Below are 15,212 nucleotides of genomic sequence, written 5' to 3' on the forward strand. Positions count from 1 at the left end.
CTAGATGGCTGAAACAGGGCGCTGTGCTATTGGCCCGCCTCGGCGCCCGTCCCGTCGTCCTCGCGCCGGCGACGCGAGCGTGTTGCCGGGTCCGGTGCGCGGGCTACCCGGCGGCGCAGCTGACGTTGTTGAGCGTGAACGCGATCGGCACCGCGTCGCTGGCCTGCCAGGTGCCCAGGACGCCGAAGTCCACCGAGGCGCCCGGCGCCACCAGGGGGTTGTAGCTGAGGTTCCGGGCCGTGACGGTGGCACCGCTCTGCTGCGCCGTGGTGGACCAGGACTGGACGATGTGCTGGTCACCGGGGAAGGTGAAGCTGAGCGTCCAACCGTTGACCGGCACGGTGCTGGTGTTCTTGATGGTGATCTGGGCGGTGAAGCCTCCCGGCCACTCGCTCCCGGTGCGGTAGCTCACGGTGCAGGGCGCCGCCGGCGGCGGGTCGATCGGCACCGTGGCGGTCTGGGTGAGTCGCGTGCCGGTGGCGCTGTTCTCTAGCAGGACCGTGACCTCCAGGCCGGTGGCCGTACAGCCGGAGGGCACATGGTAACCCTCCTGCCAGCTGAAGGTCGCGCCCGGATCGACGGTGACCGCCCAGCCCGGCAGCGAGGGGAGGGCCGGGCAGCCGGTGGGGAGGCCGGGGGTGGAGCCGGCGAACCGGCCGTAGATCGCCGTGCCGACCTGTTGCTGTTGGGCGGTGCAGTTCTGCCCGACGGCCGTGGCCCTGACGACCTGGCCCGGAACCACCCGGGGCGGGTTGAAGGTGAGCGACTGGATCTGGACGGTACCGGCGCAGGCGTCGGCCGGGACGGTCGCGCCGGCCGGGGTGGTGCCGGCCGGATCGGCCTGCGCCGCCGCTGCGGGGACGGCCAGTGCACCGGCGGCGCAGACGGCGGCCGCGGCGAGGGTCAGGAGCGTACGCAAGAGGGTCCTCCTGGGTGAGCCGGGGGATACGGGCCTCGCCAGTCGACCGCATCAATCAATGTCTGTCAATTGATCGGATCGGTGGTCGTCTCCACCACGCGTCGCACCAGCTCGCCACTGGAGACCGCCGTGATCTCCCGACCGGCCCCCTCGGCCAGGACGGGTTGGCGCTTCAACCGCGTGGGTTGTCGGGCCCCGCGGGCAGACTGCCGCCATGAGTTACGACTTGGCGGTCTGGGAAGGTGAGCAGCCGGCTGACGACGCCGCTGCGGGTGAGGTCTACGACCGGCTCTATGCCACGTACGCGGAGGGCGAGGAACTACCCCCGACCCCACGCATCCGGGCCTACGTCCTCGCCCTGTTGGAGCGGTGGGTAGACCTGTCCTCCGACGACAAGGACGATGCCAGCCCGTGGTCCGCTGGTCCGCTGATGGATGAGGCGTCTGGGCCGTTCGTCTACTTCACGATGCGGTACAGCGTGTGCGAGGAAGTCTCGACCGAGGCTGCTCGGATGGCAGCCGCTCACGGTCTGGACTGCTACGACCCGCAGTGGGAGCGAGTACGGCCCACCGCTGAGGAGCGGGCGGAGGCGTGCCGTTAGGCCGGACAGTCACGGTCAACCCAGGCAACCAAGGGTCGCCGCAACCAGCCCGTCGACCCTGCTAGCAGGGTCGCATCCGCAATTCCCAAGCTGACCGTGCGGGGGCTGGCCTTGTCTGGCTCGCACGTCTTGTCCGCCCTAGTGGCGTGGGCGCCGGGCTGATGGGCCCGATCGACGAGAACTACAACCCTGGTGCCCACCAGTCCAGACAGGAAATCCACGTACAGGACGAACGCAGGGAAGCTCGGCTGTCCGCGTCCGCTACGAGTGGAACGCGACAGCCTGTAGCTCGTCCATGGTGGTGCGGTACCAGGTGCCCCGGGCGAAGGCGTGCAGGTCGCCGCTCCGGCAGGTGTAGCGGAGACGCTGTGCTTCGATGCCGTCGGGTAGCACGAGGCGGCATTGCCCGCCGATGCGGTGCACGCCCTCTCGGCTGATGCGCAGCAGCGTCACGACGTCGTACTCGGAGCCCCAGCCCGTCAGAAGAGCTCGGTCTGCGCCGCTGACCAGCATGCCGTGCGCGGACTGATAGGGAGACGCCCCCCAATCGGTGACCGTGTCACCTGACGCCGACTGGACATGGAAATCCGTGTAGGGGCAGAAGTGCGCGGTTTCGCCGTGCAGGTTGAGCGTGTAGCAGTCGGAGATGTACGGGAGCCCGGCATCGTGCGGGTAGAGCCAGTCGACGGTCAGGTCCTGGTTGAACCGGGCAAGGCCGTGTCCCTCCGGCCCGCTCCCGCCCAACGCTCCCTCATCGAAATATCCGGCCCATACCTTGCCGGACGGCGTTGTCTGGAGTTCCTTGATGGCATCACCGAGATGGCCTCGGCACTCCAGATCGCCGTCGCGGGTCCACACCTCACCGTTGAGCGCGTCACGCCCGGTACGGGCCGCCGCCAGCAGGACCCGCCCCTGCGAGAGCGGTTGCACGAACGACACGCGAAGGTCTGTCTCCACATCGATGGCACCGACAATCCGGATCCCCTTGCCACCGAGATGCCAGGTCACCTGCTTGTGCCGGGAGTCCATCCGGTCGGACCAGACGGCGAACGCCGTGCCATCGGGCCCGACGCCGACCGCCTCCGGCTCGCGCTTCATATCCACGCGGTCCGAGCGTGTCAGAAATCCATGGCGTTCCAGTGGCACAACCGGCAGCTTCAACATCTCCAGCCGCCGCCGAAGGCTGGCCTGATCGCGTTCGCCTCGCGGTGTCGTCATCACGAGCATCATCGGTCACCGGAAACCGGATCTGGGGGGCCGGCCCAGATGCGTTTCCAGGGCCGAACCCACCCGCTTGGAGACCGCCGAGTCGTGGGGTAGGTCCGTAAGGTCGACGGCTACCCACCGGGCCTGGGAGATCTCGCCGTTCGGGGTGATCTCGTCGGAGAGCGCGTGCAGGCGGACGACCATCAGGTGGCCCTTTCTGCCCCCGCTGGTCGTCACGTGCTCCTCGAGCACGAGAGCCGACGAGTCCAACGTGACGCCCAGTTCCTCGACGCACTCACGCCTGGCCGCCTGCTCAGGGGTTTCTCGGGCTGGCTTGTATCCGCCCCGGGCAGGCGCCACAGGGATTGGTCACCGTAGCTGTGTTGGACGAGGAGGACTCGGTCAGCGTCGACCGGGTGGATGATCAGCGCTTGCACGCCGTAGGTGGTCGGCTTGGCGATCCGCCAGTACAGCCCGCGCAGGCGATGGAGCAGCCTGAACGCGATCGGCGGAATCCTCATCTGGCCGTCCAATCGGTGAGCCATGCGGTGCGGAGAAGCGGCGTCGAAGACGCTACGTCGTCCCTCCGGTGTTCGCCCTCGCCGGAACGTTCGAGGTGAGAAGACCGCGTTTGTGTTTCGGTGTGCTCATGACTCGCGCAGGGTTCGCCAGGTGGGTAACTCCCGGCAGGGTGGAGTGGGTTCTGCTCCTGGCCGCCGTCCTCGTCGGGGGGCTCGTGTGGAAGGCAGGTGCACCGAAGTGGGCGGGCCTGGTCCTGGCACTCGGTGGCGCCCTGTGGATCAGACGAATGCGGCAACGAGGACACATCGAGCGTGCTCTCGTCCGCTGGCTCTAGATTGTCACCCTCACTCGAGGTTTTGACTGCCCGTTCTCCATCTGGCTCATTCGCCTTCGACGATGGCAGGATCGCAGATGTGGGAACGGCCGGTAACCCGTGGTGGCAGACAACGAAGACACCCAAGCAGGGTTTCCTCCTGGGAGGTGTCTTGCCGTTGGCCACCTGGCCTCAGCCGTGCTGCTGCTCCGGCACCAGCGCTCAGATCAGGAGTAGCTGGAAGCTACGCATCGAGTCGGCGGCAGCACCAGCTACGCACAACTGCCTTATAGATTGGTCGTCGTGACCAGCACCGCGCTGCCCCGACATCGACAGCATCTCGCCTGGATGCCGCTCCCCATCGCGGTGCTCAGCGTCGGGCTGCTGCTCCGTGCCGCCGTGACCGTCTGAGAGCTGCTCCACTTCACCGAGCTGTTCAACTATGGCAACAGCATGAGCGGGTCGCTCGCCGCCGTCATCGAAAAATCCTTGGCCTATCTGGGGTTGGCCCTGACCGCGGTGCTGGTGCCGATGCTGTGGATCGCGGCGCGGCGCGGCGGGTCGGCGTCGCCGGATCGAGGTGGCCGGGGACCATCGGGTGGGTCTGCGGGCTGCTCGCCGCCTTCGGCGCGGCCGGGGTGTCGGGCCCGCCGAACGACGGCAGCGACCCGAAGCGCCTGGGCATCGTCCACGACAGCGGGACACCGACGTGGATCAATATCCTTGACGTCGTCGCGCCGTACGCGATCCTCATCGGTGCCGGAGGTGCGGTGCTGCTGCTCCTCCTGACGCTCGTGTTCCGGGTGCGGGCGGGCGTCCGTGCCGCGCTCGACGCGGGGCCTGGCACCGACAGCTAACCGCCGGCTTGTGGGGCGAGCGGGCTCTATCGATAGTCCGCGAACACCCGGCGTTCCACGCCGTCGACGGTGACCGGGCCGCCGTGGGGAAGGATCCACTGTGGTCGGGTGTGGCCGAACGGGATGCCGACGCAGACGACTGCCTCCGGGTTGTAGCGGGTCACCACGTCGACGACCGTGTCGCGCTGCTGCTCACGTAGCCGTGCCCGATCCTCGGCGGTGGGTCGGCGCGTCCGGTCGGAGACCGGCGGACGGGCGACCAGCACCGCGTCGACGGCGCTGAGGAAACCGCGTTCACCAAGCGATCGGACGATCCAGCCGACCTCGCGGGCCGGGAGAAGCTCCTCCGACGTCTCGATGACCAGCACCCCGCCCCGCAGAGCCTCCGGAGTGGACGGGAAGCGCCCCGCCGTCAGGATCCACTGGATGACTTCCAGGCAGCCACCCCAGGTGGGGCCGGTAACTGCTCGACGCGGCCCGTACCAGCTCCATGGTTCCGTCGGTTCGCGTTCTCCGAAAGACGTCAACGCCCGCGGGTCGGCCCAGTCGAACCCGATGTCCTCGGACTCGCCCGGGTCGGTGATCTCCAACCGCTCGCCGGTGAGTAACGCCGCTCGCAGCGACCGGGCGTGGATGTCGTCCACGGCCGGCCCGGGGCCGAGGTGCACCTGGGAGGACCCACCGTAGAAGCTGGCGATGCCGAGGCCCCAGAGCCACTGGTGCAGGTTGGTGTTGTCGCTGGTGCCGAGGAACGGCTTCGGATCGGCTCGGGCGAGGTCGGCGTCCAGATGCGGGATGACGGTGATCTGGTCGTCGCCTCCGACAACGGCGAGAAGGCCGCGTACCTGGGGATCTGCGAAGGCGGCGTTGATGTCCGCCGCCCGCGCCGCCGCGGGCGCACCCACCGTGCGGGTGGTCGGGTATTCGACCGGCACGAGGCCGGTCAGGTCGGCGAGCCGTCGCATGGCCTGTTCGTGGATCTCGGGAAAGGCGCCGGCCGCGGCGAAGGACGGCGAGAGAACCGCGATCTTGTCCCCGGGTCGAGCCTTCCGAGGGCGAACAAGCTCATGTGTCATGACGAGATCCAACAGGTACGCCAGGCCGTCCGCATCTCATTTCGTTACAGGTTCCAGGAGCACCACGGGGATCTCCCGCGTGATGCGTTGTTGGTAGGCGGCGTACTCCGACCTGGCCGACACCATCAAGCGCCACAGATGCGGACGCTCCCCGGCCGTGGCGGGGCGCGCGTACGCGCCGAAGGTCTCCGTACCGACCTGCACCGTGACGTACGGGTCGGCGAGCAGGTTGAGGTACCACGCGGGGTGGCGGTCTGCGCCGCGGTTGGAGGCGGCCAGCACGTAGTGGTCGCCGTCGCGTTCGTAGACGAGCGCGGTGCGGCGCAGTTTGCCGGTCTGTCGGCCTCGGGTCGTCAGGAGCAGGTCGTTCACGCCGGGCCGGGGCCGGCCGCCAGTCTCCTCGAACCGGCGGATGTGCTCCGCGACCCAGGCGTTCGGGCTGTCGTGGACCTCGGGCATCAGACCTCCCGGACACTCGCGGCGGCGCGGTGGTGGCGGGGGGCCTCGATCTCGTCGACAAGTGCGATCGCGAAGTCCGCATAGCTGATCCGACTGGCTGGGTCGCCATGTTCGGCGATCCGGTAGTGGCCGGTGCGTGTGCCGCCGTGGTCGAAGTCACCGGCGGGGGCCAGGTAGGCCCAGTCGAGGTCGGAGGTCCGAATCTCGTCGAGGCCCGCTGCGTGACCGAGGTAGAAGGGCCGGTACTCGTTCGGGTAGCCGGGCTGGTCCATCAGAGCGGCACCGGATGCCCCGGGCATGATCGAGGCGAGACCGACCACCACCAGGCGACGTACCCCCGTCTTGGTCAGGCCGGCGGCCAGGGCGCGCGACGATGCGGTGAAGAAGTCGTGCGGCGGTACGGACAGGTCGACGGCGGCGCTGATGGCGGCGTCGTGCCCGGCGGCTGCCTGCGCGATGCTCCCGGCGTCGGTCACGTCGCCTGCCACCACCCGTACGTCGGGCAGGTCGCCGTGGTCAGCGGGGTTGCGCACCAGGGCGGTGACCTGGTGGCCGCGTCGTCGCGCCTCGGCGACGGCCTGCCGTCCGGCCCGACCGCCCGCGCCAAAGACCACGATCCTCATGAGTCACGCCTCTCGCCAGAGGCCGGAGCCCGTGCACCCGGCCGATGTGCCGACGCTATCGAGGGTCGTGGTTACCGCCGGGATACCAGTTATCGTTTGGTGATGAGGCAACCCCTGCCCGCCGACATGTTCGACGAGCTGTGCCCGTCCTCGCTCAACCCGATCCGATTCGGCGACAAGTGGGCGGCGCTCATCATCCGCTGCCTGGAGCAGGGGCCTCGCCGGTTCTCGGAGCTGCGCGTGCCGCTGCGCCGCGTCACTGCCAAGGTGCTCACCCAGTCGCTGCGCTCCCTCGAACGGGACGGGCTGGTCAAGCGCACCGTCTTCACCGAGGTCACCCCGCACGTGGAGTACGAGCTGACGCCGGTGGGCCGCAGCATGCTCGAACCGATCGCGGTTGCCTGCGCCTGGACCGAGCAGCATTGGGACCAGTTGCTCGACGCCCGCGAGTCGTACGACAACGCCACCCGGCGCAACCGCGCTGGGTGACCCCGCGTGCCACCGGCGCGGCGCAGGGCCAGGAAAGCGTGGTCGACCTCGTCCGGAGAGCCGTTGGCGGTGCACCACGGTGACACGGATGCTTCTCACGTTCGTGGCAGGATCTGCCAGGTGCAGGTCAGGATGCTTGGTCCAGTCGAGGTTCGCACGGACGTCGGCACCGTCATCGACGTGCCGGGCGCGCGGCTGCGCGGGCTGCTGACCGCCCTCGCGCTCAACCCGGGTCGAGTGGTCCCGAAGGGGACCCTCGTCGACTGGATCTGGGGTGAACATCCGCCCTCCGATGCGGCGAACGCCCTGCACCGCCTGGTTTCCCGGCTGCGGAAGGCGCTGCCGGAGGGATCGATCGAGGGACAGCCGGACGGCTACCGGTTGATTGTCGAACCCGACGACGTGGACGCCGTACGGTTCGAACGTCTCGTCGGCCTGGCCCGCGATGACGAGGGCCAGCAGCGGGGACAGCGGCTGCGTGAGGCCCTCGACCTGTGGCGTGGTGCGGCGATGCAGGACGTCGGTCTGGTCGACAGCGCGGCGCTCGACGCGGCGGTCACCCGGTTCGACAGGCTGCGTCTGACCGCCCAGGAGGATCGCTTCGACGTGGAGGTCGGCCTCGGCCCTGGTCCGGAGCTGGTCGCGGAGCTGACCGACCTGGTGGCCGCGCATCCGGTACGGGAACGGCTGGCTCTCGCGTTGATGCGGGCCCTCGGCGCGAGCGGCCGGGACAACGAGGCGCTGCTCGTGTATCAGCGCACGAGTGCGGCCCTGGCCGACGCGCTGGGTGTCGACCCCTCGCCGGAACTCTCGGCGTTGCACGTCGCGCTCTTGCGGGGTGAGGTGCAACGGCGCGAGGAGAACCGGAAGACCAACCTTCGTGCCGAACTGAGCAGCTTCATCGGCAAGGACGAGGCCGTCGCCGAGGTCGGCGCGCTCGTCGCCGAACACCGACTCACGACCCTGATCGGCCCGGGTGGCTCCGGGAAGACCCGGCTGGCCACGGAAACCGCGCGCAGAATGCTCGACAACCTGCCGGACGGCGCCTGGCTCGTCGAGTTCGCCGCCATCGGCGCGGACGGTGACGTGGTGCAGGCGACGCTCGCAGGGCTCGGACTCCGGGACGCGCTGCTCGGCGAGCCACCGAGCATGGAGTTGATCGACCGGCTCGTCGCCGCGATCCGCGAGCGGGAGGCGTTGCTGATCCTGGACAACTGTGAGCACGTGATCGAGTCGGCGGCGGTGCTCGCGGACCGGCTGCTCGGGGAGTGTCGGCGACTGCGGATCATCGCGACGAGCAGGGAACCGCTCGGCATCACCGGCGAGGCGCTCTGGCCGGTCGCGCCGCTGGCCCTGCCGGACGTCGATGCCGATCCCAACGAGATCGAGACCTCTCCCGCTGTCCGGTTGCTGCGCGACCGAGCGGGCGCGGTGCGCAGGGATCTGGCGGTCGACGCCTCCACGTTGTCGACGATGGCGCGGATCTGTCGGGCGCTGGACGGAATGCCGCTGGCGATCGAGCTGGCCGCCGCCAGGTTGCGCACGATGTCCATCGACCAGCTTGCCAGGCGGCTCGACGATCGGTTCCGCCTCCTGACCGGCGGCAGCCGTACCGCGTTGCCCCGGCACCGAACGCTGCGCGCGGTGGTCGACTGGAGTTGGGAGCTGTTGAGCGACGCGGAACGGGCGGTCCTGCGCCGGCTCTCGGTGTTCTCGGGCGGGGCGAGCCTCGAAGCGGCCGAACGGGTCTGTGCCGGCGACGAGGTCGAGCCGGAGGATGTGCTCGAGTTGGTCACCGCGCTGGCCGAGAAGTCGCTGGTGGTCGCCGAGGGCGATGAGGCCCCGCGCTACCGGATGCTCGGCACGATCAAGGAGTACGCCGCGCATCGCCTCCTTGAGGCGGGAGAATCGGACCTGGCGCGCCACGCGCATCTGACGTACTTCATCGAACTGACCGCGACCGCGGAGCCGCAGCTTCGCCGCGCGGACCAGGTGAAATGGCTCGCCACTCTCGAAGTTGAACATGACAACATCGGGTCCGCGATGCGCGGTGCCCTCGCCGCAGGCGAAGCGCACGCGGCCATGCGGCTGGCCGCAGGTGCCGGGTGGTACTGGTGGCTCGGTGGCCACCGGACCGAAGGCATGGAGTTGATCACGGCGGCCACTGAGACGCCTGGTGAGGTCAGCGACGAGATCCGGGCCACGGTGTACGCGCTCGTCGTGCTCTTCGTGAACTCGGGACCGGGCGACGAGCACCAGGCGGCGGAGTGGATCCACAAGGCGTACGAGTTCAGCCAACGCAGTCACGCCAGCCACCCGGGGATGGCGCTCGTCGTCCCGCTGGAACGCATGCTGCGAGATCCGGACGCGATCCTGCAGGCGTGGGAACCGCTGCTGGACGACGAGGATCCCTGGGTACGCGCACTGGCCCGGTTGCAACTGGGCAAGATGCGGATCATTTTCGGCCAGGACGGTCGGGACGTGGAAGCACATCTCGTGGCGGCGCTCGCCGAGTTCCGGGCACTCGGCGAACGGTTCGGGATCTCGTTCGCCCTTACCGAGCTGGCGGAGCTGATCGCCGTACGCGGTGAGTTCGCCCGTGCGTGCGAGCACTACGAGGAGGCGGCTGCGGTCGTCACCGAGGTCGGCACCGTCGAGGACGTCATCCGGATGCGGTCCCGGCAGGCTCAGCTGTACTGGTTGCTTGGCGACGAGGAGTCCAGCGCGGCGGCCATGGCCGAGGCGCGGCGGTGCGCGGCGCGGGTCACGTGGCCGGGTGCGTTGGCCGTGCTGGCCCTGTCCCAGGCGGAACTCGCTCGCTGGCGCGGTCACGCCGAAGAGGTGGCCCACCAGGTTGGTGTCGCGACGACCCTGTTGCGCGACGAGGCGACGCAGCCGTACATCCGCGTTGTGACCCACGACCTGCTCGGTTATGTCGCGGAAGATCTCGGTGCGGCGGGCAGACACCATTCCCTGGCCTGCGAGGCGGCGGCGACGACGGGGCACGCCCCGTCGATCGCGCGGGTGCTCGTCGGAGTCGCGGATCTGGCGCTGCGCCGGGACCAGCATGAGCTGGCCGCGCGGCTGCTCGCCGCGAGCACCGGTGTGCGCGGACGGCAGGATCTTTCCCAGCCGGACGTGGCTCGGATCGAGCAGGAAGTACGGCGCCGCCTCGGCGAAGTGAGATTCGCAGAGGCGGCGCGAGAAGGCAGTCGGACGGACTGGAGCCGGTTGGTCGCGGTCACGCTCGCTTCGTGAACGTGGAACGTGCCCACAGGTATCCGACGAGAGCGATTCCGACGCACCAGGCGAGGGCGGGGATCACGTCACCGGCGGACGGCGTTCCGTTGAGGAACCCGCGCAGAGTTTCGATGATCGGTGTGAAGGGCTGGTATTCCGCGAACTCCCGCAGCCCGGGGCCCATCTTGTCCGCCGGCACGATCGCGCTGCTGAAGAACGGCAGCATGACCAGCGGTACGGAAGCCAGCCCCGCCGTTTCCGGAGACTTCGCCGAGAGCCCCAGGGCGACCGTGAGCCAGCCGGCGGCGAAGCCGAGCAGCACGATGATGCCGATCACGCCGAGCCAGCCGAGGAGGCTCGCCGACGGACTGAATCCGAGTAGGAAGGCCACCCCGACCAGGGCCGCGATGGCGACCAGGTTGGTCAGTACGCTGGCGACGACGTGACCGGTCAGCACCGCGCCTCGGGAGACGTGCATGACTTTGAACCGGTTGATGATGCCCTTCGTCATGTCGGAGTTCACCGCCGTCGCGGTGGCCCCGAGGCCGTAGCAGACCGCCAACAGCATCAGTCCCGGAGTGGCGTAGTCGATGTAGTCGACGCCGACGTTGAAGGCGTCGCCGAACATGTACACGAACATCAACATGATCACGATCGGCATCAGGACCGCGTTGAACACCGAGGTCGGGTTCCGGGTGAGGTGCGTGAAGTTGCGACGCAGCATGACGATCGAATGGGACTTGGCGCTCATTTCGCGGAAACCTCCGGGGTGCGGGTGCCCGTCAGGGCGAGGAAGACGTCATCGAGGTCCGGCGTCTGTACGGAGAACCCCTCGGCGGTGATCGCGTACTCGTCGAGCCGGTCCAGCAGGGCCCGCAACGAGGCGGTTCCGCCGTCACCGGGAACCCGCAGCGCCAGTGCCTCGTCGTCCCGGGTGGAGCCGTCGAGCACCCGGGCGGCGGCGTCGAGTTCGGCGACGGTGGTGAAGCGGAGCCGGACGTGGGTGCCGGGGATCTGGCGCTTGAGCTCGTCGGGCGTGCCCTGGGCGACGACGCGCCCCTGGTCGAGGACGGCGATCCGGTCGGCGAGCTGGTCGGCTTCCTCGAGGTACTGGGTGGTGAGGAAGATCGTCACACCGTCGGCCACCAGGTCCCGGATGATCGACCACATCGTGCGGCGGCTGCGCGGATCCAGGCCCGTCGTCGGCTCGTCGAGGAAGATGATCCGCGGCTCGCCGACGAGCGTCATCGCCAGGTCCAGCTTGCGGCGCATGCCACCGGAATAGGTCGACACCGGCTTCTGCGCGGACTCCGTCAGCTCGAACCGCTCCAGCAGCTCCGCGACGACCCTTCGGCCGTCCTTGGCGGGCACCTGGCTCAGGTCCACCATCAGCTGCAGGTTCTCGCGTCCGGTCAGCAGCTCGTCCACGGCCGCGAACTGACCGGTGACCCCGATCGCCGCGCGTACCGCCTTGGCCTGGGTGACGGCGTCGTGTCCGGCGATGCGTACGGTCCCGCCGTCGGCCTTCACCAGTGTGGTCAGCACGTTCACTGTCGTCGTCTTGCCCGCCCCGTTCGGGCCGAGCAGGGAGAAGATCGTGCCCGCGGGGACATCCAGATCGATGCCGTCGAGCACGACCCTGTCCTTGTAGGCCTTTCGCAGCCCGGAGACTGCAATCGCTGAACTCGTCATGCAGCTACCATCGGCGGCCGGCCTGTCACCGCCCTGACGCGACGGTGACACGGCCACTGACACGGTGTCCCACCTCGTTCCCGCCCCGACTTCGGGCAGGACTGCAACAGATTCGCCCCGACCGGCAATAGTCAGGTGTGACGAGCCAGATACAACCGTCTGACCAAGACCTGTGGTCGACAATCGCAGCCGGTGACGAGGTCGCCTTCGCCCGGCTTTTCGACAGGTACGCCAAGGCGGTCTACAACCACGTGTTCCGGCTCACCGGCTCCTGGGCGCTCGCCGAGGACGTGACGCAGGCGACCTTCCTGGTCGCGTGGCGTAGGCGCGGCGAAGCGGCGGTCCTGGTGGACGGGTTGGTGTTGCCGTGGCTGCTGGTGGTCGCCACCAATACGACACGCACCGAGTGGCGTTCGGCCCGGCGGTGGTGGACAGCCCTGCGGAGGTTGCCACCGGAGCGGGAGGCGGACGCGGACCCGGCCGGCGACATCGTCGCGCGGCTCGATGACGAGCGGCAGATGAAGAAGATCTTGGCGGTGGTCCGCCGACTACCTCGCGCGGAGCGGGAGGCGGTGGCCCTGTGTCTGTGGTCCGGCGTGTCGTACGGCGAGGCGGCGACGGTGCTCGGCATCAGCGAAGGCGCGCTCCGTTCGCGCGTGAGCCGCGCACGGGCTCGGCTGGCACGGATGGTTACCGATGGCAACAAGCAGGAGGAAGAGCGATGAGGGACATTCTCGACACGCCTGCCGAGCGTGAACTGCCGCCCGCCACGGCGGCGCGAATGCGAGCGGGCCTGATGACGTCGATCCGCCGGCCTCGGCGCCACGGGGCCGTACGACTCGGCATCGCCACCGTGGCGACGGCTGCGGCGGTGGTGGCCGGCGTGGCGATGGTGCCGAACGACGGGGAGGTGCGGCACCTGGCGATGGGTTCGAGTGAACTGTCACCGACGCTGCACCAGGCGGTGGAGCGGTGCCTGAAGTGGAACACGCAGATGGAGCGGCTTCCACTGTCGGTTGACGATGTGGCCGTGGCCGCCGAGCAGGACCACCGCGGCCTGGTGCTGTTCATCACGGACACCGGATATTTCACCTGCGAGGTCACGATGCGGCCGGGTGAGGAGACCAGTGGGGGTGCCACAGGTGAACGCGTCTGGCCGCAACGGGCTTGGTTGCCTGGCCCGGTCCAGCGGCTCCTGCTCATGTCGACCGAAGCCGACGGAGGCGACGTCGGGGTGACCGGCCGGGTCAGCGCTCGCGTGCACCGGCTGGTGCTCGAACACGGAGACGGCCACACGACCACGGCGCGGTTGGTGAACGGGGTGTTCGGCCTGCTCACCGATGATGCCAATGTCACCAGGGACGCCGAGTTGGTCAGCTTTGACTCCGCCGGCGTGGAGATTGGCCGCCGTCTGCTGTTTCGTTCGTCGCACGAGTTCGATCACTGCTACGTGGACTCCTCCGGCACCGTCGTCTACGGCGAGCCGGGAGCTGACTGCCGACCCGCCGAGCCCTGGGGGCGATAGGCGAGCCCGGTGAAGGCCCGCGTCCTGTCGGGCGTTCACCGGGATCAGCACGTCGATCTCAGCGCGCCGGCGGAGCGCCGCCCAACTCCTGGTGGCGGCGGAGCAGTTCCCGTAGGGCGTTGATCTCGGCAGCCAGTGCGGCCTGCCCCTGCTCGGTGATCCTGATCCAGGTCTTGGGTCTGCGGCCGTGGTAGCCCCGGTCGATCTGGATCAGCTCCGCCTCCTCCAGCACGGCGAGGTGTCGGGAGAGGTTGCCGGCGGTGAGTTCGAGTGCGTCGCGCAGGTAGGCGACCTCCACCCGCTCGGCCTCGGCGGCGATGGTGAGGATGCCGAGCCGGTTGCGCTGGTGGACGGTGTCGCTGAGCCCGTTCGTCGGGTGCCCGCCGGGGCCGGTGCCGGTGCTCATGTCGACCTCTTACCGGTGGTGAAAAGAGCGATGATGCCACCGACGAGCAGGATCGGCGCCGGCAGTAGGGCCGCCAGCAGGAAGCTGTGTCGGCTCAGGTCGCCCGGCTCGAAGTTCGCGGTCTGGAAGTAGACGTTCACGAGGACGACCGCGGCGGCGTAGCCCACGGTGACGACCGTCAGGCCGCGACTGCGTTCCAGTCGGGCCAGGACCAGCAGACCCACCGCGATGACCAGGTGCGGAAACATGCCGCGATTGGACACGCCCAACAGCGGCGTGGTCAGCCAGCTTGTCGCGCTCGACACCGCGGTCGCCGAGTTGAGCAGGAGGAACCGCAGCACGATCGGCAGGACGAGGCCGACCAGCGTGCCGACGATGCCGGCGATGACGTACGTCCGGGTCGGGGTCTGCACGCCCACCCGCGCGCCACGCCACCGGTACCAGCCGAGGGTCAGTAGGTAGCCGCCGATGAGCGCCACCAGCCAGTACCACCCGAGGGCCGCCGAGCGTTCGAGGAAGTCCCCACCGAGGCCGGTCAGCGCGGAGTTGCCCTGCGAACCGCGCATGGCGAGGGGGTCGGCCGACTCCACGTACAGGGGTGCCGCCGCCGCGATCAGGAGACCGAACAGCAGGAGTGGCAACCAGTAGGCGTGTCGGGCGACCCGGGTACGCCGCCGAAGCGCGGCCACCGACGCGAGGAGTTCTCCGGGGGTGTCTCTGTCGTCTGGCGCGGTGCTCCGTTGTTCCGACACGGTGGCCTCCAGCCTGCTCGGGATCTCCTGCACTGCCAATAGGTTTGCATTGCAAATCATTTTGCGCAAGAGGGTCGGGCGAACAGTGGGGCGCGCCGTATCGACGGTGGTAGTTCCACCGGAGCCGTGGCGCGGCTAGGGTCCGGCGTGGAGGTGGTCCGTGTTCACCGAAGCCTTTCCGATCGTGACGACACCTGACCTGCCACGACTGATCGGGTTCTACCGGGACGTGGTCGGCTTCGAGTTGACCTACCGGTTCCCGCAGGAGGGTGAGCCGGAGTTCGTCGCACTCCGGTTGGGCAACGGCGAACTCGGGCTGGCCGCCAACCCGGAAGCCGGCGAGCCGACCGCCGCGCACCGCTGGGAGCTGTGCGTCTACGCCGACGACTGCGACGCCGCCGTGCACGCTCTGCGCTCGGCCGGTGCGACGGTCACCGAGGAGCCGGTCGACCAACCGTGGGGTGAGCGGTCCGCCCGGGTCACCGACCCCGACGGCAACCGCATGCTGGTGCTGTCCCGCCTGCCCTAGTGG

The 15,212-nt window shown here is 69.1% G+C and carries 17 protein-coding genes; 7 read left to right on the forward strand and 10 right to left on the reverse strand.

The window, feature by feature from the left end; all coding sequences use genetic code 11:
* Positions 1 to 103: 103 nt before the first annotated feature.
* Positions 104 to 919: a cellulose-binding domain-containing protein gene (locus AB0B57_RS07540; protein ID WP_357066369.1), complete on the reverse strand. Its 816-nt coding sequence runs from the start codon at positions 917 to 919 to the stop codon at positions 104 to 106.
* 214 nt (positions 920 to 1,133) lie between these two features.
* Between AB0B57_RS07540 and AB0B57_RS07545 the strand changes: the two genes are divergently transcribed.
* Complete coding sequence (locus tag AB0B57_RS07545) at positions 1,134 to 1,520, forward strand: hypothetical protein (protein ID WP_357066372.1); 387 nt, start codon at positions 1,134 to 1,136, stop codon at positions 1,518 to 1,520.
* Positions 1,521 to 1,781: 261 nt separating this feature from the next.
* Here the strand turns inward: AB0B57_RS07545 and AB0B57_RS07550 are convergent, their stop codons facing one another.
* Positions 1,782 to 2,738, reverse strand: a complete 957-nt coding sequence (locus AB0B57_RS07550) for a hypothetical protein (protein WP_357066375.1) — start codon at positions 2,736 to 2,738, stop codon at positions 1,782 to 1,784.
* 15 nt (positions 2,739 to 2,753) lie between these two features.
* Positions 2,754 to 3,086, reverse strand: a complete 333-nt coding sequence (locus AB0B57_RS07555; protein WP_357066377.1) for an NUDIX hydrolase — start codon at positions 3,084 to 3,086, stop codon at positions 2,754 to 2,756.
* A gap of 1,011 nt (positions 3,087 to 4,097) precedes the next feature.
* Here AB0B57_RS07555 and AB0B57_RS07560 point away from each other — a divergent pair.
* Positions 4,098 to 4,418 (forward strand): hypothetical protein, encoded by a 321-nt coding sequence (locus AB0B57_RS07560; protein WP_357066380.1) that lies wholly within the window; start codon positions 4,098 to 4,100, stop codon positions 4,416 to 4,418.
* 26 nt (positions 4,419 to 4,444) lie between these two features.
* On the opposite strand, the gene AB0B57_RS07565 is transcribed toward AB0B57_RS07560, so the two are convergent.
* From AB0B57_RS07565 to AB0B57_RS07575, 3 genes are read right to left on the reverse strand one after another with little or no spacing between them, the layout of a single operon-like run.
* A complete protein-coding gene (locus AB0B57_RS07565) occupies positions 4,445 to 5,494 on the reverse strand; it encodes an LD-carboxypeptidase (RefSeq protein WP_357066383.1) in 1,050 nt (349 codons plus the stop codon).
* A gap of 36 nt (positions 5,495 to 5,530) precedes the next feature.
* The gene (locus AB0B57_RS07570; protein ID WP_357066386.1) at positions 5,531 to 5,953 is read right to left on the reverse strand and encodes a nitroreductase family deazaflavin-dependent oxidoreductase; all 423 of its coding nucleotides are present in this window, start codon (positions 5,951 to 5,953) and stop codon (positions 5,531 to 5,533) included.
* Positions 5,953 to 6,576, reverse strand: a complete 624-nt coding sequence (locus AB0B57_RS07575) for an NAD(P)H-binding protein (RefSeq protein WP_357066389.1) — start codon at positions 6,574 to 6,576, stop codon at positions 5,953 to 5,955. The genes AB0B57_RS07570 and AB0B57_RS07575 overlap by 1 nt, the downstream gene beginning before the upstream one ends.
* Positions 6,577 to 6,678: 102 nt before the next feature.
* On the opposite strand from AB0B57_RS07575, the gene AB0B57_RS07580 reads away from it, so the two are divergent.
* Positions 6,679 to 7,065, forward strand: a complete 387-nt coding sequence (locus AB0B57_RS07580) for a helix-turn-helix domain-containing protein (protein WP_357066392.1) — start codon at positions 6,679 to 6,681, stop codon at positions 7,063 to 7,065.
* Between the two features lie 120 nt (positions 7,066 to 7,185).
* Positions 7,186 to 10,323: a BTAD domain-containing putative transcriptional regulator gene (locus AB0B57_RS07585; RefSeq protein ID WP_357066395.1), complete on the forward strand. Its 3,138-nt coding sequence runs from the start codon at positions 7,186 to 7,188 to the stop codon at positions 10,321 to 10,323.
* Here the strand turns inward: AB0B57_RS07585 and AB0B57_RS07590 are convergent.
* Both AB0B57_RS07590 and AB0B57_RS07595 read right to left on the reverse strand, forming a co-directional pair.
* Positions 10,307 to 11,056 carry an ABC transporter permease gene (locus AB0B57_RS07590; RefSeq protein WP_357066398.1) on the reverse strand — a complete coding sequence of 250 codons (750 nt, stop codon included), beginning with the start codon at positions 11,054 to 11,056 and terminating at the stop codon, positions 10,307 to 10,309. The genes AB0B57_RS07585 and AB0B57_RS07590 overlap by 17 nt on opposite strands.
* The gene (locus tag AB0B57_RS07595; RefSeq protein ID WP_357066400.1) at positions 11,053 to 11,997 is read right to left on the reverse strand and encodes an ATP-binding cassette domain-containing protein; all 945 of its coding nucleotides are present in this window, start codon (positions 11,995 to 11,997) and stop codon (positions 11,053 to 11,055) included. The genes AB0B57_RS07590 and AB0B57_RS07595 overlap by 4 nt, the downstream gene beginning before the upstream one ends.
* 137 nt (positions 11,998 to 12,134) lie before the next feature.
* Between AB0B57_RS07595 and AB0B57_RS07600 the strand changes: the two genes are divergently transcribed.
* Together AB0B57_RS07600 and AB0B57_RS07605 are read left to right on the forward strand one after the other, a co-directional pair.
* Positions 12,135 to 12,722, forward strand: a complete 588-nt coding sequence (locus AB0B57_RS07600; RefSeq protein WP_357066404.1) for an RNA polymerase sigma factor — start codon at positions 12,135 to 12,137, stop codon at positions 12,720 to 12,722.
* The gene (locus tag AB0B57_RS07605) at positions 12,719 to 13,522 is read left to right on the forward strand and encodes a hypothetical protein (protein ID WP_357066407.1); all 804 of its coding nucleotides are present in this window, start codon (positions 12,719 to 12,721) and stop codon (positions 13,520 to 13,522) included. The genes AB0B57_RS07600 and AB0B57_RS07605 overlap by 4 nt, the downstream gene beginning before the upstream one ends.
* A gap of 58 nt (positions 13,523 to 13,580) precedes the next feature.
* Here the strand turns inward: AB0B57_RS07605 and AB0B57_RS07610 are convergent, their stop codons facing one another.
* Both AB0B57_RS07610 and AB0B57_RS07615 read right to left on the reverse strand, forming a co-directional pair.
* Entirely contained in the window at positions 13,581 to 13,928 is a 348-nt protein-coding gene (locus AB0B57_RS07610) for a transcriptional regulator (protein WP_357066410.1), read from the reverse strand.
* The gene (locus AB0B57_RS07615; protein ID WP_357066413.1) at positions 13,925 to 14,713 is read right to left on the reverse strand and encodes a hypothetical protein; all 789 of its coding nucleotides are present in this window, start codon (positions 14,711 to 14,713) and stop codon (positions 13,925 to 13,927) included. The genes AB0B57_RS07610 and AB0B57_RS07615 overlap by 4 nt, the downstream gene beginning before the upstream one ends.
* 151 nt (positions 14,714 to 14,864) lie before the next feature.
* Between AB0B57_RS07615 and AB0B57_RS07620 the strand changes: the two genes are divergently transcribed.
* Positions 14,865 to 15,209, forward strand: a complete 345-nt coding sequence (locus AB0B57_RS07620) for a VOC family protein (protein ID WP_357066416.1) — start codon at positions 14,865 to 14,867, stop codon at positions 15,207 to 15,209.
* The last annotated feature ends 3 nt before the right edge of the window (positions 15,210 to 15,212 follow it).

This window comes from Micromonospora sp. NPDC049101 (assembly GCF_040648675.1).
GTDB lineage: Bacteria > Actinomycetota > Actinomycetes > Mycobacteriales > Micromonosporaceae > Micromonospora.